The following is a 17,433-nucleotide window of genomic DNA, read 5'->3' as shown; positions in this document are numbered from 1 at the left end:
GGGTCGCATGGCCGATCGGGGACAGGTTCCGCGACCTGAAGCAGCGCGGAACGCCGCGGCCTTTGAGGAGGAAACGCCCTGGTGCCAGAAACACCAGCAGATCGTTCGCGACGAGATGAAGGCGATCAACACGCGCCGCGAGACGGCGCGGCAGCTCGATCCCGACCGCGTCGATGCCTGCCAGATGCTCGACGTTGTCGGGCTCGCTTTGTCCGGCGGCGGCATCCGCTCTTCAGCCACCTGTCTCGGCGTGCTTCAGGCATTGAACCATCACGATCTGATCGGGCGAATCGACTATCTCTCCACGGTGTCGGGCGGCGGCTACATCGGCACCTCGCTCAGCACCACCATGACGGTGACCGGGCGTTTCGTATTTGGCGAGCGGCCGGCCGGTGGAATTGCGACCGCCAGCGAGATCAGCGATACGCCGTCGGTCGGCCATATTAGGAATTACTCCAACTATTTGATCCCGGCCGGCGTCCGCGACCTGCTGACCGGGATCGCGATCGTGGTGCGCGGCCTGATCGCCAATATCGGACTGACCCTGCCGGTCGTGCTGCTGCTCGCGGCCGTCACGATCTGGTCGACGCCGCTGCGGAGCTGCCTGACGGTCGCGAACTTCTTCGGCGTCGATCTCGCCGACGGCGCGTTGCCGCAGTGTGAGCTGCATCATTTCGGCTGGGTCGCGGACCGTTTCGGCTTCGCGGCGATCGGCACGATGGTCGCGCTGGGGCTGCTCGTCTGCGGCGGAATTGCCTATCTGGTCGCGCGTGCCGAGCGCGGCATGGGCCCGACGCTGTCCTTCATTTATGCCGCGGCGATCGCGTTCCTGCTCGGCATCGCCTGCGACTTCGCGCGCCTCCTGCAGATCAAGCAATTCGCGCTGACGCTGGCGACCGCGATCATCGGTATAGGCCTGTTCTTCGTCTGGGCGCTCAAGCAATCATTGGCGAGCCCCGAAAAACGTCAGGAGTTTCGTTCGCATTGGCCGACTGCCGGCGCGACCTTCCTGGTGCTGCTTGCCGTGATCGCATTCTTCGAGTTCCAGCCCTTCATGCTGTCGCAGATGTTCGATGTCGTCGACAGCGATGCGATCGGCGGGCCGGTCGGCGGCGTCGCCGTCACCTGGATCAAGGCGTTCGCTGCGATCGCCGCGCCGATCGGCGTGTTCGTCACGGCCTTCAGGCAGCAATTCGCCGAATTCCTCAAAGGCAACAGCGTGTCCTCGCAATGGGGTGCGTTGCTGGTCGCGATCATTGCCAAGGTCGCGCTGTGGATCGCGGGCCTGGCGCTGCCGCTGATCATCTGGGTCGCCTACCTCTATCTGTCCTATTGGGGCATCGCCAACGACCCGCTCGAAAAATGCCAGGCGCCTCTGGCGCTCGTCGGGCAGAGGAGCTGCCTTGCCGCCAGCAAATCGACCGCGCCCGCATCGGGCAATCTGGCCGGCAAGATCGCGTTCGACGCGGGCGCGGGCACCTTCACGGCCGAGATCACGCCGCAGCCCGCCGCACCGGCGGCGACGATGGAGTGGCTGACGCCGGTCTCCCACGTGCCGGCCTGGCTCAGATCCGCCGCGAGCAACATCGCACGACAATTCCATTGGTCGGATGCAGGCTCGGGCTATTCGCACAGCCTGCCTCTGGTCATTCTTTATGCGCTCGTCGGCCTGCTGCTGTTTGCGATCTCCTGGTCTTTGACGCCCAACGCGAATTCGCTGCACCGTCTCTACCGAGATCGGCTGAGCAAGGCGTTTCTGTTCGACCCTGATCGTTCGGCGGACGGCAATATCGCGCGCGCCGAGGCGAGCCTCGACCAGGGGCGTGATTTCATGCCGCTCGATCGCATGAAGCTGAGCGAGCTCTATGCAGCCGCCAGGGACGGCGCCGACAAGGATGGCGTGGCGGCGGCGTCGAAGCTGGGGGCACCCTATCATCTCATCAACACGGCGCTGAACATCCAGGGCTCCGACTTCGCCAACCGGCGCGGTCGCAACGCGGACTTCTTCGTCTTCTCGCCGCTCTATGTCGGCAGCGAAGCGACGCGCTACGCCAGGACGGAGGCGGTCGAGCGCCTGGAGCAAGGCCTCGACCTCGCCACCGCCATGGCGATCTCAGGGGCTGCGGCGTCGTCGAACATGGGCTCGAACTCGATCAAGGCGCTGACGCCGACGCTCGCGCTGCTCAACGTGCGGCTGGGCTATTGGCTGAGCAATCCGCGCTATGTCGAGGCCACGGCCCGGCCGCAGCGGCGCTCCACGCCCTTGTTCCTGTGGTCGGAAATCTCCGGCCGTCTCTACGAGAACAGCGACGGCGTCTATCTCACCGACGGCGGCCACATCGAGAATCTCGGCGTCTACGAGCTGCTGCGCCGGCGTTGCAGGGTGATCGTCGCAGTCGACGCGGAAGCAGATGCGCCCATGAATTTCGCCTCGCTGATGAAGCTGCAGCGCTACGCCCGCATCGATCTCGGTGTCCGCATCGATCTGCCCTGGACCCCGATCCGCGACCGCACGCGTGCCATCATGGCGGAGAATGCGGACAAGACCTCCGCGCAAGCGTCCCCTGGGACATCGGAAGAAGCCTCGAAGCCCCACGTTCACGTGGCGATCGGCGTCATCGACTATGGCGGCGATGACAAGGGCTATCTCGTCTATATCAAGTCCTCGCTCTCCAGCGACGAGAACGACTACATCCGCGACTATGCGCGGCGGAACGCTACGTTTCCCCACGAGACCACCGGCGACCAGTTCTTCTCGGAGGAGCAGTTCGAGGTCTATCGCGCGCTCGGGTTTCACATGACCCATGGTTTCCTGGCTGGCGACCATGATGTCGCGGTCGGTCCCGGCACCGCTCCGCGCATGGCGCGGTTCACCGCGGCTGGAGAGACGGCCGTCGCCGAGGTGCGCGCGGCGCTCGGGCTCCCGGCGCTCCGGCGACGGCCCGTGAGTGCCGCCGCCACGGAGGTCGAACAGGACTGAGCAGCGCGCGCCCCGATTCCCGGCAATTGGAATTCCAAATCACCTGATTTGCAGGAAAACCGCGCCCGCCTGCCGTTGCCCTGCCCGAAACTTTGCGGTATCCCAGCCTAAGAATTGAACTTTCGACTGGGGACATCCATGGCTGATCATAGCGAAGTGGCGTACAGCACCGCCGACGGCAACGACTACGTTGCCCACGAGCAGACCTACGAGGGCTTCATCAAGCTGGTGAAGTACGGCACGGCCTCGGTCGCGCTCATCGTGATCCTGATGGCGATCTTCCTGACCTGACCGATCGGCAGCTGCACACGCCAGCGGCAGCAGCTGCCCAGAATATTTGCATTCAAGCCGGTGCTAAAACCGGTATCGAACGCCGCGGGAGTAACGCTCAAGTTTGCGCGCGCGCTGTCCCGCGCCGCCGGAGGACCTATGAAGATCGCCGTTGCCAAGGAAATCGATCCGTCGGAGCCGCGTGTCGCCGCTTCGCCTGATACGGTGAAGAAGTTCAAGGCGCTGGGCGCCGAGATCGCCGTCGAGCCGGGTGCCGGACTCAAGTCGGGCCTGCCGGATTCCGAATTTACCGCCGCAGGCGCCACCGTCAGTGCAGACGCGCTGAAAGATGCCGACATCATCATCAAGGTGAAGCGCCCCGAGGCATCGGAGCTGTCGCAGTACAAGCGCGGTGCGCTCGTCATCGCCATCATGGATCCCTACGGCAACGAGGCCGCGCTGAAGACGATCGCCGATGCCGGCGTCTCCGCCTTCGCCATGGAGCTGATGCCGCGCATCACCCGCGCGCAGGTGATGGACGTGCTGTCCTCGCAGGCGAACCTTGCCGGTTACCGCGCCGTGATCGAGGGCGCCGAAGCCTTCGGCCGCGCCTTTCCGATGATGATGACCGCGGCCGGCACCGTGCCCGCCGCCAAGGTGTTCGTGATGGGCGTCGGCGTCGCCGGCCTCCAGGCGATCGCGACCGCGCGCCGTCTCGGTGCCGTCGTGACCGCGACCGACGTGCGTCCCGCCACGAAAGAGCAGGTCGAATCGCTCGGCGCCAAGTTCCTCGCCGTCGAGGACGAAGAGTTCAAGAACGCGCAGACCGCCGGCGGCTACGCCAAGGAGATGTCCAAGGAGTATCAAGCCAAGCAGGCCGCGCTTACCGCCGAGCACATCAAGAAGCAGGACATCGTGATCACCACCGCGCTGATTCCGGGCCGGCCCGCGCCGAAGCTCGTCTCCGGCGAGATGGTCAAGTCGATGAAGCCCGGTTCGGTGCTGGTCGATCTCGCCGTCGAGCGCGGCGGCAATGTCGAGGGTGCGAAGCCGGGCGAGGTCGTCGACCTCGATGGCATCAAGATCGTCGGTTACACCAACGTCGCCGGCCGCGTCGCGGCCTCGGCCTCCAGCCTCTACGCGCGCAATTTGTTCTCCTTCATCGAGACCATGGTCGACAAGAAAGAGAAGAAGCTCGCCGTCAACTGGGACGACGAGCTGGTCAAGGCCACCGCGCTCACCAAAGACGGCGCCGTCATCCACCCGAACTTCCAGCCGAAGGTTTAAGGAGACCCGCCATGGAGCATGCTGCACAGGTCGTCGACCCCTTCATCTTCCGGCTGTCGATCTTCGTCCTCGCCGTCTTCGTCGGCTATTTCGTGGTGTGGTCGGTGACCCCGGCCCTGCACACGCCGCTGATGAGCGTGACCAACGCGATCTCCTCGGTGATCGTGGTCGGCGCGCTGCTCGCGGTCGGCGTCGGCATGGTTTCGAGCGGCTCGGGATGGGCGCGCGGCTTCGGCTTCGTCGCGCTCATCTTTGCCTGCGTGAACATCTTTGGCGGCTTCCTTGTCACCCAGCGCATGCTGGCGATGTACAAGAAGAAGTCGAAGTAAGCGGCCACCTCGGGCTGAAGGATTAATGGGGACCTGAGATGAGCGCCAATCTCTCTGCATTCTTGTATCTCGTAGCGGGGGTGCTGTTCATCCTGTCGCTGCGCGGACTTTCGAGCCCGGCTTCGTCGCGCCAGGGCAATCTGTTCGGCATGATCGGCATGGCGATCGCGGTCGCCACCACGCTGGCGAGCCATCCGCCGGCCGACGGCGTCGCCTGGGTGCTGGTCATCCTCGCGGTCGCCATCGGCGGCGGCATCGGTGCGGTGATCGCCCGCCGCGTGCCGATGACCTCGATGCCGGAACTGGTCGCCGCCTTCCATTCGCTGGTCGGCATGGCCGCGGTGCTGGTCGCCGCCGGCGCGTTCTACGCGCCCGAGGCCTTCGACATCGGCACGCCCGGCAACATCCATACGCAGAGCCTGGTCGAGATGTCGCTCGGCGTCGCCATCGGCGCGCTGACCTTCACCGGCTCGGTGATCGCGTTCCTGAAGCTGTCCGCGCGGATGAGCGGCGCGCCGATCATCTTGCCCGCCCGCCACATCATCAACATCGCGCTCGCATTGGCGCTGGTGTTCTTCGTCGTCCGCCTCGTCCTCACCGGCGGCGCGTTCGATTTCTGGATGATCACCATCCTGGCGCTGGCGCTCGGCGTGCTCATGATCATCCCGATCGGCGGCGCCGACATGCCGGTCGTGATCTCGATGCTGAACTCCTACTCCGGCTGGGCCGCGGCCGGCATCGGCTTCACGCTGGGCAATTCCGCGCTGATCATCACCGGCGCGCTGGTCGGCTCCTCCGGTGCGATCCTGTCCTACATCATGTGCCACGCGATGAACCGCTCGTTCATCTCGGTCATCCTCGGCGGCTTCGGCGGAGAAACCGCCGCGGCCGGCGGTGGCGGCGGCGAGCAGAAGCCCGCCAAGCTCGGCTCGGCGGACGACGCGGCCTTCATCATGAAGAACGCGCAGAAGGTCATCATCGTGCCCGGCTACGGCATGGCGGTGGCGCAGGCTCAGCACGCGCTGCGCGAGATGGGCGACATCCTGAAGAAGGAAGGCGTCGAGGTGAAGTACGCCATTCACCCGGTCGCGGGCCGCATGCCCGGCCACATGAACGTGCTGCTCGCCGAGGCCAACGTGCCCTATGACGAGGTGTTTGAGCTCGAGGACATCAACTCCGAGTTCGCGCAGGCCGACATCGCCTTCGTGATCGGTGCCAACGACGTCACCAATCCGGCGGCCGAAGAGGACAAGACCTCGCCGATCTACGGCATGCCCGTGCTGCAGGTCTGGAAGGCCGGCACCGTGATGTTCATCAAGCGCTCGCTGGCGTCAGGTTATGCCGGCATCGACAATCCGCTGTTCTATCGCGACAACACCATGATGCTGCTCGGCGACGCCAAGAAGGTCACCGAGAACATCGTCAAGGCGATGTAGCGCGCGAACGAGACGGACCGTGGCCATCAACAAGGAATGGCACCGGTCCCATCGCATGCCGTCCAAGGCGACGCGCGAGCAGCGCATCAAATGGCACGCCGCCCATAAGGCGGCGTGCGGCTGCCGCGGCGTCCCGGCAAGCCTTCGGCCTGACGTCATGAAATCGCTGCGGAGCCGTCGCAAGCCCTGAGTGGAAACCGGGGCCGGCCGCGCAATGATCACCATCGCCAAATGGACCGTCATCCTGCTCGTGGCCGCCTATCTCGCCGGGCTCGTCCTGCTGTATGTCCGGCAGCGCGAGATGCTGTTTCCCATACCGACGACCGAGCGAACCTCGCCCGGTGCGGCGGATTGTCCCGAGGCGGAAGAGCATGTCCTGACCACCTCGGATGGCGAGAAGGTCATTGTCTGGCACGTGCCTGCGAAAACCGGCCGTTCCGTAATCCTGTATTTTCCGGGTAATGGCGATTTCCTTGCCGGTCGTGTCAGCCGCTTCAAGGCCATGACGGCCGATGGCACCGGCCTCGTCGCACTGTCCTATCGCGGCTATGCCGGCTCGAGCGGCGCGCCGAGCGAGCAGGGCCTGCTCAGCGATGCGGCCGCAGCCTACGCTTTCACCAGCGCGCGCTATGGGGCGGACCGAATCGTCGCCTGGGGCTTTTCGCTCGGGACGGGCGTGGCGGTCGCGCTTGCCTCCGACCACGCCATCGGCAAATTGATCCTGGAGGCGCCGTACACCTCGACGGTCGATATTGCAGCATTGGCATTCCGCTACGTGCCGGTGCGCCTGCTCATGCGCGACCAGTTTCGTTCCGACGAACGGATCGCGCGCGTCACGGTGCCGCTGCTCGTGATGCATGGCACCAATGATCTTGCCATTTCGATCCTGTTCGGAGAGCGTCTGTTCGCGTTCGCGCATGAACCGAAGCAGTTCGTTGGTTTTGCGGGCGGCGGACATGACAATCTCGATAGTTTCGGTGCGGTCGAAACGGCAAGGCGCTTCATTGGATATTAAACGACCTGTCACGCGGCTCCGGGGCGTCTTCCTCCTTGCCGTCTTCATCTTGTTGCCGCAGCAGGCATGGGCGGCCACCGGGCTCGACGGTGCGGCGATGCGCTGGCCCTATGCGCTGCCCTTTGCGGGTCTGTTGCTGTCGATCGCGCTCGGGCCCTTGTTGTTTCCGAAGATCTGGCACCACCATTACGGCAAGATCGCCGCCGCCTGGTCGCTGGCGGCGCTGGCCTCGCTGGTGATTTTTGCCGGAGGCACGGCGACGCTGGCGGCGCTCGTGCATGCTCTGCTCGCTGAATATCTCGGCTTCATCGTGCTGCTGTTCTCGCTCTATGTCGTGGCCGGCGGAATCCTCATTACCGGCGACATCAAGGCCACGCCGGCGATCAATGCCGGCATCCTCGCGCTCGGCACGCTGGGCGCGAGCATCGTCGGCACCACGGGTGCCGCGATGATCCTGATTCGTCCGCTGATCCGGGCCAACCGGCCGCGGCGCCACAACGCTCATGTCATCGTCTTCTTCATCATCCTGGTTGCCAATGTCGGCGGCGCGTTGAGCCCGCTCGGCGATCCCCCGCTGTTCGTCGGTTTCCTGCACGGCGTCGACTTCTTCTGGACCACCCGGACCATCTGGCTGCAGACCGCGGTCGTGGCCGGATTGCTGCTTGCCATTTTCGTCGCCGTCGACGTCTGGCGCTTCCGCAGCGAGCCTTTGCTCGACGACGCCGGCCCCGGCAAGCCCGTCCGCATCCGCGGCCTCGTCAATCTCGTGCTGATAGCCGCCATCGTCGCGAGCCTGCTGGTGTCGGCGATGTGGAAGCCCGGCATTGCCTTCGACGTTCTCGGAACGAAGTTCGAGCTGGAGGATATCGCGCGCAATTTGGCCCTGCTCGTCATTGCGGCGCTATCGGTGTGGCTGACGCCGGACGAGCACAGGCTGGCCAACGGCTTCACGTGGGAGCCGATCCGCGAGGTCGCAAAGCTTTTCGCCGGCATCTTTGTCGCCATCATCCCGGTCATCGCCATGCTCAACGCCGGCCACCACGGCGCCTTCGCGTGGCTGTTGTCAGCCGTGACGGCACCGGACGGCACGCCGCGCGAGGTGGCCTATTTCTGGTTCACGGGCTTGATGTCGGCGTTCCTCGACAATGCGCCGACCTATCTGCTGTTCTTCGAGCTCGCCGGCGGCGATCCGCAGGTGTTGATGCATCAGCTCTCGGGCACGCTCGCTTCCATCTCCATGGGGGCGGTCTACATGGGGGCGCTGACCTATATCGGCAATGCGCCGAACTTCATGGTGAGCAGCATCGCAAGCGAGAACGGCATCGAGATGCCGAGCTTCTTCGGCTATTTCCTGCGGGCCGGCGCCGTGCTGATCCCGCTGTTCCTGCTGCTGACGTTGCTGCCGGTCGCGCCGATCTTGCGCTGGCATTGAATCTGCCGGCCGATTTGCTACAGCTCGGCTGACATGATTGGATCCGGTGGATGAGCGCCCATAATCCGATGCCCCGGTCATCCTGGATCTTCCCGGCGCTGGCCGTGCTGTTGTTCGCAGCCGTCAGCGCGACGGATTACGTGTTCACGATTTCGCCGAGCGGGCTCGTCTTCGCCATCGTCCTTCTGGTCATCCTGTTCGGCGCGGTGTTCGCCGCGGTTCATCATGCCGAGGTGATCGCCGAACGGGTCGGCGAACCCTATGGCACGCTGGTGCTGACGCTCTCGGTGACCATCATCGAGGTGGCGCTGATCACCACGATCATGCTGGGTGACAAGCCTGCGCCGGAACTGGCGCGCGACACCGTGTTCGCCGTGGTCATGATCGTCTGCAACGGCCTCGTCGGGCTCTGCATCTTCATCGGCGGCCTGCGCTATCGCGAGCAGGGCTTTCAGCTCTCCGGCGCCAACGTCTATCTCAGCGTCCTGTTCGCGCTCGCGACCATCACCCTGATCATGCCGAACTACACGACCAGCACGCCGGGGCCGGTCTTTTCGGCGGCTCAGCTCGGTTTCGTCGACGTGGTCACGCTCGCCCTGTACGGCGTGTTCCTCTACACCCAGACCGTCTTGCATAAGGATTACTTCGTCCATGAAAGGGCGGACGGGGAGGCCGGCGGGGTGCACCCGTCGGGCAGGATGTTCGTGCTCAGCATCGTGCTGCTGTTGGTTGCGCTCCTGGCGGTCGTGCTGCTGGCCAAGAAGTTTTCGCTGGTGGTCGACGCTGTCGCGGCCAAGATCGGCGCGCCGCCGGCCTTCACCGGGCTTCTGGTCGCGCTCCTGATCCTGATGCCGGAGGGCGTCGCGGCCGTCTCCGCGGCTCGCAAGAACGACCTGCAGAAGAGCATCAACCTGGCGCTTGGCTCGTCGCTGGCCACCATCGGGCTGACGATCCCTGCCGTCGGCATTGCCACCTACGCGCTCGACAAGGAGCTCGAGCTCGGCCTCAGCGCCCAGGGCAGCGTGCTTTTGCTCCTGACCTTCTTCCTGAGCATGCTGACCTTCGGCACGGGCAGGACGAATGTCCTGTTCGGGCTGGTCCATATGGTGGTATTTGCCGTCTACGTTTTCATGGTTTTCGTACCCTGACCCACCGCCTCCGCGACCCCTTCAGGTCCGGGTCGCATCCCTGGAGTTCCCGATGCTTGCCGCCAGATCCGAAGTTCAGGTCGATAACGAGGAGGTTCGGGTCACCGAATGGCGGCTCGGTCCGGGCAGCGCCACCGGGCATCACACGCACGGCATGGATTACGTGATTGTTCCCGTCGTGGCGGGGGAGATGACCATCGTAGCCCCCGGTGGCGAGCGGTCCAAGGCGCAGCTGGCGGCCGGGAAATCCTATTTCCGTAAGGCTGGCGTCCAACATGACGTACTTAACGAAACCTCAACCGAGATCGTGTTCCTTGAGATCGAGCTGAAGCCGTAACTTCGGCCTTAACACTTGCCATCGATCCGTCGCAGTTGATCCCTTACAATGCCCCAAAGTTCCCGCATCAGATCGCGCGGGGAGTGGCCGGAATGCTGAAATACCTCGCTAAAATTTCGATGGATATTTTCCCCTCGGTGCTCGCGACGATCATCGGGGCGTACATCGTTAATCACTACATCAACGCCAAGCCGGCGGCTGATGCCCCCTCGGCCGTGGTAGCTCCCGCCGAGGCCGGCAAGCCGGCCGATGTCGCCAATCTCCCGGCCCCCGGCGTCAAGGCGAAAGGCATCCCCGAGAAGCACGTGACGGACAAGCCGGCGGCTGAGAAGGCCGCCGATCAGCCTGCCGTCGAGCACAAGGCCGCGGAGGTGACGCCGGGCGATGCCAGCCCGCGCGGCAAGCCGCCCGCGCGCGAGAAGGCTGCCGCCAAGTCTACGCCGACTTCGCCCGCGGCTGCACCCGCTTCCGCTGCCCCAGTGGCGGAGGCGAATTCGGCGCCGGCTGCGACCCCCGACGCGAACGATCTTGTGCGTGCCGCGATCGAACGCCTGCGCAAGACGCCTGAAGGCAAGTCGTCTGAAGCCAAGTCGTCTGAAGCCAAGTCGTCTGAAGCCAAGTCCGCTGAGGCTAAATCTTCCGAAACCAAGCCGTCCGAGATTCGACCGTCCGAGCCCAAGTCAGCCGAGCGGCCAGCCGAGCCTGCCGTGCGGGAGGCCTCCCGCACGCCCGAGGCCCCGCGAATCATCAATATGGAGCCGGCCGCGGTCCGCCCGCTGCCGCCGCCGATTACGGTGTCGACGCCGTCACCCGAGGCCTATGGCAATAATGGTTCCTCGTCGGCCAATCCGCCCTACACGGCCTCGGTTGGCAACGACGATCCGAATCGGATGACGCCGCCGGCCGACATTCCCGTGCCGATGATTGCGCCGCCGCTCGATCTGCGCGCCGACGCCGGTGCCTCCATGCCACGGCCGAAGAAGACCAATGTGGCCGACGAGATGCTGTCAGGCATGAAGTCGATGTTCCACTCCGTTCTGCCGAAGAGCGCCACCCCCGACTAAGGCAGCGCCTGCGCTGCGCCCAAACCGTCAGCCGCCGACGCGGGCAAGGCCGCTGCGCGCGGTGTCGTCGCGTGGGCGGAGCGAGACGGCACGGGTGTAGGATGCGGCCGCCTTGGCCTTGTCGCCCAGCCGTTCATAGGCCTGTCCGCGCGCGGTCCAGACCTGGGCGTTGTGCGGATCCACCTCGGAGGCCTCATCCAGATCGGCTGCGGCTTCCTTGACCTTGCCGAGCGCAAAATAGCTGATGGCGCGCCCAAGCAGCGGCTCGACCTTCTGGGGGTTGAGCCCGCTCGCAGCGGTGAAATCGGCGATCGCGAAGTCGTGCTGATGATTGCCCTGGTAGATCAGGGCACGGCCATAAAGCGCCTGCGCATTGTAGGGATCGAGATCGACCGCGCGATTGAACTCGTCGAGCGCTGCCGCGGTCTCGCCTGACTTCGCCAGGGATTGGGCTTTTGCGGTGCGGGCCTGAGCTTCGGTGACGTTGCCGGCGCTCACCGCACTCTCAGCGGGCGCGGCCGCCTTGGGTGCTTCCTGCTGCGGCTTGTCCTTCTCCGGCATCAACGATCCCAGATCGAAGGAGCAGCCGCACAGCGCGATCCCCGTCAAAGCCAGCGCGAACGGCCACCAGATCCGGCGTCGTCGCGCCAAGCTGCGTTCGGGGAAAGGGGAGGCCATCTACGGTCGCTCGCGCTAGAGCATGATCCGGAAAAGTGTGAAGCGGTTTTCCGAAGAGTTCATGCTCAAACAATAGACCAAAGCACGATGAAAGACCCATCGCGCTTCGGTGCCGCATCGTGCGTGCCCCGTCCCAGAAAGGCACCGCCCACAAACAATAACGCGGGCCAGTGGCCCGCGTCATCGGAAACTGAATCTTGCAAGATCCGGTGGATCAGCGCGGTCCGCGCGGACCTGCACCCGGGCCGCTACGACCGCCACGATCACCGCCGGGACCGGCGCCGAACACCGGCTTCGGCTTCATCGGCAACAGGCCTTCGCGCTGCAGCTTCTTGCGGGCCAGCTTGCGCGCACGGCGCACGGCTTCGGCCTTTTCGCGGGCCTTCTTCTCGGAGGGCTTTTCGTAGTGACCGCGGAGCTTCATCTCGCGGAAAATACCCTCGCGCTGCATCTTCTTCTTCAGCGCCTTGAGGGCTTGATCGACATTGTTATCGCGAACGAGAACCTGCACGCGGCATCCTCTTTAGTGGATCGGATTTGAATTCTGGTAAGACGAAGGGGATGGCGAAACGCGCAAGCCCTTAACCTTGAGGGCGCGGATGTATCAGACAAAACCGGGGATGTCCACCTGCCAAGCGCGGATTCGGGCCAAGTTCAGCCATTAAATAAGGCAAAATATCTCCGTGCGGCCCTGATTTGGGAGATTTGACGCCAAGGGTGGGGCCGTTTCCGGAGCTTTGTTCCGGAATCTTGAAAGCAGGGGACGACACATGGATATCAAGAAATACGCTGCTGAAGCCATCGGCACCTTCTGGCTCACATTCGCAGGTTGCGGGAGCGCGGTGATAGCCGCCGGCTTTCCGCAGGTCGGAATCGGTCTGGTCGGTGTCTCCCTCGCGTTCGGGCTTAGCGTGGTCACCATGGCCTATGCGATCGGCCATATCTCGGGTTGCCATCTCAACCCCGCGGTCACTGTCGGTCTTGCTGCCGGCGGCCGTTTTCCCGCCGGGCAGATCCTGCCCTATGTGATTGCGCAGGTGGCAGGTGCGATCGTGGCGGCTTGGCTGCTCTATGTCATCGCGAGCGGGGCTCCCGGATTCGACGTCAGCAAGGGCTTCGCATCCAACGGCTATGATGCGCATTCGCCCGGCCAGTACAGCATGATCGTCTGCTTCCTCACCGAGGTGGTGATGACCATGATGTTCCTGTTCATCATCATGGGCGCCACGCATGGCCGCGCGCCCGCCGGCTTCGCACCGCTCGCGATCGGGCTCGCGCTGGTGATGATCCATCTCGTGAGCATCCCCGTCACGAACACGTCGGTGAACCCGGCGCGCAGCACGGGCCCCGCGCTGTTCGTCGGCGGCTGGGCGACAGCGCAGCTTTGGCTGTTCTGGGTCGCACCGCTGATCGGCGGCGCGCTGGGCGGGGTGATCTATCGCTGGCTCAGCGAGGAGCCCACCGGCGTCGTCGCGGGCGTGAAGACGGCGTAACACGAAAGGGGATCGCAGCGATTGCTGCGGTCCCCCACGTGCCCTTGTCACTTGTCTTTCGACGGCCTGACTTCGGTGACGTGGCCCATCTTGCGGCCGGGGCGCGGCGTGCCCTTGCCATAGATGTGCACAGTCGCGCCCGGCACGCCCAGCCACTTCTCGTAATCGTTGATCTCGTCGCCGATCAAATTTGTCATGGTGACGACCTCGCCGTGGCGCACCGGCTTGCCGAGCGGCCAGCCGGCGATGGCGCGGATGTGCTGCTCGAACTGCGAGACCGACGCGCCGTCGAGCGTCCAGTGCCCGGAATTATGCACGCGCGGGGCGATCTCGTTGACCAGCACCTTCGGTCCCGTGCCATTGGCGAGCACGAACATCTCGACGGCGAGCACGCCGACATAGTCGAGCGCGCTGGCGATCTTTCCGGCAATGCCGCGCGCTTCCTCGGCAAGTAAATCCGGGATCCGTGCGGGTGCGCGCGAGATCTTCAGGATGTGGTCGCGATGCTCGTTCTCGGTGACGTCGAAGCACTCGACCTCGCCTGTGATCGAGCGTGCGGCGATCACGGAAATCTCGCGCTCGTACGGCACGAAGGCTTCCAGGATCGCAGATTTGGTGGCGAGGCTGGTCCACACCTTGGCGATGTCGTCGCCCGCGCGGATGATGGCCTGGCCCTTGCCGTCATAACCGAAGCGGCGGGTCTTGAGCACGGCCGGAAGACCGATCCTGACGATGGCCTCGCGCAGCGACGCCACCGAGGTGACGTCGGCGTAGGCGGCCGTACCGATGCCGAGGCGGGTGACAAAATCCTTCTCGGCGAGCCGGTCCTGGGTGGTCTCGAGGATCTTGCGGTTGGGCAGCACCGGCCGGCGCGCATCCAGTACCATCGCCGCAGCCGAGGGCACGTTCTCGAATTCGTAGGTGATGACGTCGACGTCGTTGGCGAACAGTTCGAGCGCTTCAACGTCGGCATATTCGGCACAGGTCGCGTTCAGCACGACGTCGAAAGCGGGCGAGTCCGGATCGGGCGAGAACACCTGGCAGCGCAGGCCGAGCCGCGCCGCCGCCATCGCCAGCATCCGTCCCAATTGTCCGCCGCCGAGGATTCCGATGGTGTCGCCGGGCTTCAGCTTCACCTGCTTTGCGTCACTCACGCCTTGTCCTCCGGGCGCTCGGCAACCGCCTCGGTTTGCGCCTTGCGCCAGGCGGCGAGGCGATCCGACAGGGCCGGGTCGGACAATGCCAGCACGGCAGCGGCAAGCAGTGCCGCATTGATGGCGCCCGCCTTGCCGATAGCGAGCGTGCCGACCGGGATGCCCGCGGGCATCTGGACGATCGAATGGAGCGAGTCGACGCCCTTGAGCGTCTTCGATTCGACGGGCACGCCGAACACCGGCAGTTCCGTCAGGGCCGCCGCCATGCCGGGCAGATGAGCAGCGCCTCCGGCGCCGGCGATGATGATCTTGTACCCCGCGGCCTTGGCGCCCTTGGCGAAAGCAAACAGCCGGTCGGGGGTGCGGTGGGCCGAAACGATGCGGGTGTCGGCGGCGACGCCGAGCGCAGCAAGCGTGTCGGCGGCATGCCGCATCGTGTCCCAGTCCGACTGGCTTCCCATGATGATGGCGATCGGCGCGGTCATGACGTTAATTGTGCCCGAAAAACAGAAGGATAGGCCAGATTAACGGTTCCGGCCGGCGGCTCGCAAGGCGGTGGCAAGGAGAAGGGAATGCACTATCCTGTCTTGGTGAATCCCCGCAAGCCTTCATTGAGCAGGATGCCCATGAAGAAACCAAAAAGGGCGAGCGCTGCGAAGGCCAAAAAGGGCCGAAAAACCAGCGCCAGCCGTTCCAAGGCCGCCCCGAAGCGGCTGACCAGGCGTCCGGCGCAGCCGCCGCGGCGTGGCGCGTCGAGCGATGATGGAGCCAAGGAAACCACGAGAGCGACGATCCGGGGCTTGCGGACCAAGCTCAAGGAGGCGCTGCGCCGGGTCGCGGAACTGGAAGCTGCGGCCGATACCGACTTCCTGCTCGAGATCCCCAACCGGCGCGGCTTCGAGCGCGAGCTCGCGCGCGCCATCGCCTACATGAAGCGCTATCGCGCCAGTGGGGCGCTGATTGTGCTCGACGTCGATCGGTTGAAGCCGATCAACGATTCGTTCGGTCACGGCGCCGGCGACGAGGTGCTCAAGGCGATTGCCGCCACGCTGACGCGGCAGGTCCGTGCCTCCGACGTGGTCGGCCGGCTCGGGGGCGACGAGTTCGCGCTGCTGCTCTGGAATCTGAGCGAGACCGATGCCAAGGCGAAGGCCGCCGCCTTCGAACAGGCGATCGACGAATTGTCCTTCGTCTTTCGCGGCCAGCACGTGACCGCGGGTGCCTCCGCCGGCGTCGCGCTGCTGGGAGCGCAATCCGACGCAGGCCGCGCCCTGGAGGAGGCGGATGCCGCCATGTATGTGCGCAAGGCGCACCGGCGGCACGAGCCGCGGATCAGGCTGGTCAGCAGCTAGAGCATGATCCGGACCCGAAGGGCCGCGTCAGCGAAAAGCGTGAAGCGGCTTTCCGAAGAGATCAAGCCACGACCCTTACAGCGTGGCGAGATCTTCCGGCACGTTGCCGAATTTGCGCAGCAGCGTGGCGTCGCCGAATTCGCCGGTCATGGGATCGCCGCTGCGGCTGAATGCGACCGCGCCGATGTGGCCTGCGCCGCGCGACAAGGCCTCGGCGCGCCGCAACGCGGAGGTCGAACTCTGGCATTCTTCCGCTGCGCCGGCGACAGGCGAGCCGTCGGCGTCGATCAAAAAGGGCATTGCAACGTAATAGGTCACGTCCGACATGGCGTTGCTCCAATATTGAAGTTCAAGCGGCGCTGCTCTTGCTCCGCGTCTTGCTGCGGGAGGTGTCCGGAATGCAGCCGGCGGAGATCGCCGCCTGCAATTCCTCCAGTTCGGCTTCCAGATATTCGTTGGCCATGATCAGCGCCTTGATGGTGCTGCGCAGATTGCCGTCGCACATCGCGATGGCTTGGTCGCAGGCCTGTTCATAGTGGCTGTTGTCGAGAAGGGCGGCTGTCGACATCTGCGTTTCCTCGGGCGTTCCTGGGGGGGGGGGCGTTGGGGTACCCGAATGTTCTTATTTTGTTCTTTTTGAGTCAAGCGGATTCGATGCCCAGCAGGCTCGTCGCGCGCGGTCTGTGGATCAGGCGATGATGTCCGGGGTAATCTGGTCTTCGATGAACGCGATGCGGTCACGCAACAACAGCTTGCGCTTCTTCAACCGCTGCAGCCGCAACAGGTCGGGGGCGGGCGATTGATGCAGTGCATCGATCGCCGCATCGAGATCTCGGTGTTCCTGCTGCAACCGGGTGAGCTCGGCTTCGAGCTCACGCTCGTCTTCATTGGTCATGTCTGCGGTGGCCGAAAACCGATAGGCGTGAGACTAAGGCTGTGGATGCCCTGTGGAAATTATCGTCCTTGCGCGGCGTGATCGCAAGCGATCTGCGATCCCTCTTCGCCGATCTCCCGCAACATATTTCTGAGGAGATCTGACGGGGCCGCGCAAGCGCATTGATATCATGGATTTTTCCCGCGGGGTTCCTTTACTCACGCTTCGTTACATATGAATTTTCAAAAATGAAGCTGCGACGACGGATACCCATCGACAGAACGAATCGGTGATGTAGACTTCATTGTCCGGATCGAATCCTAAGGTTCAACCCTACCGAGGAGGTTTCGAATGACAATTCAGGCACATCTCGTTGAATTGGAACGGAAGCACAAACTTCTGGAAAACGAATTGCACGAAGCTCTCGTGCACCTTTCAACAGACGACCTGCAAATTGTTGAGTTGAAGCGCCGGAAGTTGATGGTCAAGGACCAGATCGAGCGTCTGAAGCACGGCGACACGCTCCACTAGTAACCCCCGTAACAGCGTAGAGTTGATCGTACCCTTATCCAGCAGGGATGAGA

General features: G+C 64.3%; 21 protein-coding genes. 13 read left to right on the top strand and 8 right to left on the bottom strand.

The genetic code is table 11. From position 1 onward, the window contains the following. The first annotated feature begins 7 nt into the window (after positions 1 to 7). From ML401_RS30595 to ML401_RS30550, 10 genes are all read left to right on the top strand, one after another. Positions 8 to 2,980, top strand: a complete 2,973-nt coding sequence (locus ML401_RS30595) for a cell division protein (protein WP_285807913.1) — start codon at positions 8 to 10, stop codon at positions 2,978 to 2,980. 138 nt (positions 2,981 to 3,118) lie between these two features. Then, positions 3,119 to 3,271 (top strand): aa3-type cytochrome c oxidase subunit IV, encoded by a 153-nt coding sequence (locus ML401_RS30590; protein WP_018317799.1) that lies wholly within the window; start codon positions 3,119 to 3,121, stop codon positions 3,269 to 3,271. A gap of 138 nt (positions 3,272 to 3,409) precedes the next feature. After that, on the top strand, positions 3,410 to 4,537 hold the full coding sequence (locus tag ML401_RS30585) for a Re/Si-specific NAD(P)(+) transhydrogenase subunit alpha (RefSeq protein WP_194404316.1): 1,128 nt from the start codon (positions 3,410 to 3,412) through the stop codon (positions 4,535 to 4,537). Positions 4,538 to 4,548: 11 nt separating this feature from the next. Next, on the top strand, positions 4,549 to 4,866 hold the full coding sequence (locus ML401_RS30580) for a proton-translocating transhydrogenase family protein (RefSeq protein WP_024337650.1): 318 nt from the start codon (positions 4,549 to 4,551) through the stop codon (positions 4,864 to 4,866). 38 nt (positions 4,867 to 4,904) lie between these two features. Beyond that, the gene (locus tag ML401_RS30575; protein WP_194404315.1) at positions 4,905 to 6,302 is read left to right on the top strand and encodes an NAD(P)(+) transhydrogenase (Re/Si-specific) subunit beta; all 1,398 of its coding nucleotides are present in this window, start codon (positions 4,905 to 4,907) and stop codon (positions 6,300 to 6,302) included. Between the two features lie 217 nt (positions 6,303 to 6,519). Then, a complete protein-coding gene (locus tag ML401_RS30570) occupies positions 6,520 to 7,317 on the top strand; it encodes an alpha/beta hydrolase (RefSeq protein WP_285812771.1) in 798 nt (265 codons plus the stop codon). Between the two features lie 97 nt (positions 7,318 to 7,414). Further along, positions 7,415 to 8,749 carry a sodium:proton antiporter gene (locus ML401_RS30565; RefSeq protein WP_249131908.1) on the top strand — a complete coding sequence of 445 codons (1,335 nt, stop codon included), beginning with the start codon at positions 7,415 to 7,417 and terminating at the stop codon, positions 8,747 to 8,749. Between the two features lie 50 nt (positions 8,750 to 8,799). Continuing rightward, positions 8,800 to 9,897 carry a calcium:proton antiporter gene (locus ML401_RS30560; protein ID WP_285807912.1) on the top strand — a complete coding sequence of 366 codons (1,098 nt, stop codon included), beginning with the start codon at positions 8,800 to 8,802 and terminating at the stop codon, positions 9,895 to 9,897. 52 nt (positions 9,898 to 9,949) lie between these two features. Then, the gene (locus ML401_RS30555) at positions 9,950 to 10,234 is read left to right on the top strand and encodes a cupin domain-containing protein (RefSeq protein ID WP_028140292.1); all 285 of its coding nucleotides are present in this window, start codon (positions 9,950 to 9,952) and stop codon (positions 10,232 to 10,234) included. A gap of 92 nt (positions 10,235 to 10,326) precedes the next feature. Beyond that, positions 10,327 to 11,298, top strand: coding sequence for a hypothetical protein (locus ML401_RS30550; RefSeq protein ID WP_285807911.1), 972 nt, complete (start codon positions 10,327 to 10,329; stop codon positions 11,296 to 11,298). 27 nt (positions 11,299 to 11,325) lie between these two features. Here ML401_RS30550 and ML401_RS30545 read toward each other — a convergent pair whose 3' ends face one another. Together ML401_RS30545 and rpsU are read right to left on the bottom strand one after the other, a co-directional pair. Next, entirely contained in the window at positions 11,326 to 11,976 is a 651-nt protein-coding gene (locus ML401_RS30545; RefSeq protein WP_285807910.1) for a tetratricopeptide repeat protein, read from the bottom strand. A gap of 214 nt (positions 11,977 to 12,190) precedes the next feature. After that, positions 12,191 to 12,487: a 30S ribosomal protein S21 gene (gene rpsU / locus ML401_RS30540; protein WP_014492442.1), complete on the bottom strand. Its 297-nt coding sequence runs from the start codon at positions 12,485 to 12,487 to the stop codon at positions 12,191 to 12,193. A gap of 259 nt (positions 12,488 to 12,746) precedes the next feature. Here rpsU and aqpZ point away from each other — a divergent pair, with 259 nt between their 5' ends. Next, entirely contained in the window at positions 12,747 to 13,469 is a 723-nt protein-coding gene (aqpZ, locus tag ML401_RS30535; RefSeq protein ID WP_211415984.1) for an aquaporin Z, read from the top strand. Between the two features lie 47 nt (positions 13,470 to 13,516). Here aqpZ and ML401_RS30530 read toward each other — a convergent pair whose 3' ends face one another. The 3 genes from ML401_RS30530 to ML401_RS30520 form a co-directional block, all read right to left on the bottom strand. Further along, a complete protein-coding gene (locus ML401_RS30530; protein WP_212067389.1) occupies positions 13,517 to 14,623 on the bottom strand; it encodes a 5-(carboxyamino)imidazole ribonucleotide synthase in 1,107 nt (368 codons plus the stop codon). Next, positions 14,620 to 15,108 (bottom strand): 5-(carboxyamino)imidazole ribonucleotide mutase, encoded by a 489-nt coding sequence (gene purE / locus ML401_RS30525; protein ID WP_194404308.1) that lies wholly within the window; start codon positions 15,106 to 15,108, stop codon positions 14,620 to 14,622. The genes ML401_RS30530 and purE overlap by 4 nt, the downstream gene beginning before the upstream one ends. 92 nt (positions 15,109 to 15,200) lie before the next feature. Continuing rightward, positions 15,201 to 15,440, bottom strand: a complete 240-nt coding sequence (locus tag ML401_RS30520; protein ID WP_249156793.1) for a hypothetical protein — start codon at positions 15,438 to 15,440, stop codon at positions 15,201 to 15,203. On the opposite strand from ML401_RS30520, the gene ML401_RS30515 reads away from it, so the two are divergent. Further along, a complete protein-coding gene (locus tag ML401_RS30515; protein WP_285812770.1) occupies positions 15,337 to 15,975 on the top strand; it encodes a GGDEF domain-containing protein in 639 nt (212 codons plus the stop codon). The genes ML401_RS30520 and ML401_RS30515 overlap by 104 nt on opposite strands. A gap of 75 nt (positions 15,976 to 16,050) precedes the next feature. On the opposite strand, the gene ML401_RS30510 is transcribed toward ML401_RS30515, so the two are convergent. The 3 genes from ML401_RS30510 to ML401_RS30500 all read right to left on the bottom strand — a co-directional run bounded on the left by ML401_RS30510 (position 16,051) and on the right by ML401_RS30500 (position 16,870). Further along, positions 16,051 to 16,302 carry a hypothetical protein gene (locus tag ML401_RS30510; protein ID WP_211415987.1) on the bottom strand — a complete coding sequence of 84 codons (252 nt, stop codon included), beginning with the start codon at positions 16,300 to 16,302 and terminating at the stop codon, positions 16,051 to 16,053. Between the two features lie 22 nt (positions 16,303 to 16,324). Then, the gene (locus tag ML401_RS30505; RefSeq protein WP_194404305.1) at positions 16,325 to 16,543 is read right to left on the bottom strand and encodes a hypothetical protein; all 219 of its coding nucleotides are present in this window, start codon (positions 16,541 to 16,543) and stop codon (positions 16,325 to 16,327) included. 120 nt (positions 16,544 to 16,663) lie between these two features. After that, on the bottom strand, positions 16,664 to 16,870 hold the full coding sequence (locus ML401_RS30500) for a YdcH family protein (protein ID WP_008546179.1): 207 nt from the start codon (positions 16,868 to 16,870) through the stop codon (positions 16,664 to 16,666). Positions 16,871 to 17,200: 330 nt separating this feature from the next. Here ML401_RS30500 and ML401_RS30495 point away from each other — a divergent pair, with 330 nt between their 5' ends. Continuing rightward, positions 17,201 to 17,380, top strand: coding sequence for a YdcH family protein (locus tag ML401_RS30495; RefSeq protein ID WP_061880823.1), 180 nt, complete (start codon positions 17,201 to 17,203; stop codon positions 17,378 to 17,380). The last annotated feature ends 53 nt before the right edge of the window (positions 17,381 to 17,433 follow it).

It is taken from the genome of Bradyrhizobium sp. 62B (genome assembly GCF_030272265.2).
Classification (GTDB): Bacteria; Pseudomonadota; Alphaproteobacteria; order Rhizobiales; family Xanthobacteraceae; genus Bradyrhizobium.
The sequence above is the reverse complement of the archived record's forward strand: the minus strand, read 5'-3'. Positions and strand labels throughout refer to the sequence as shown.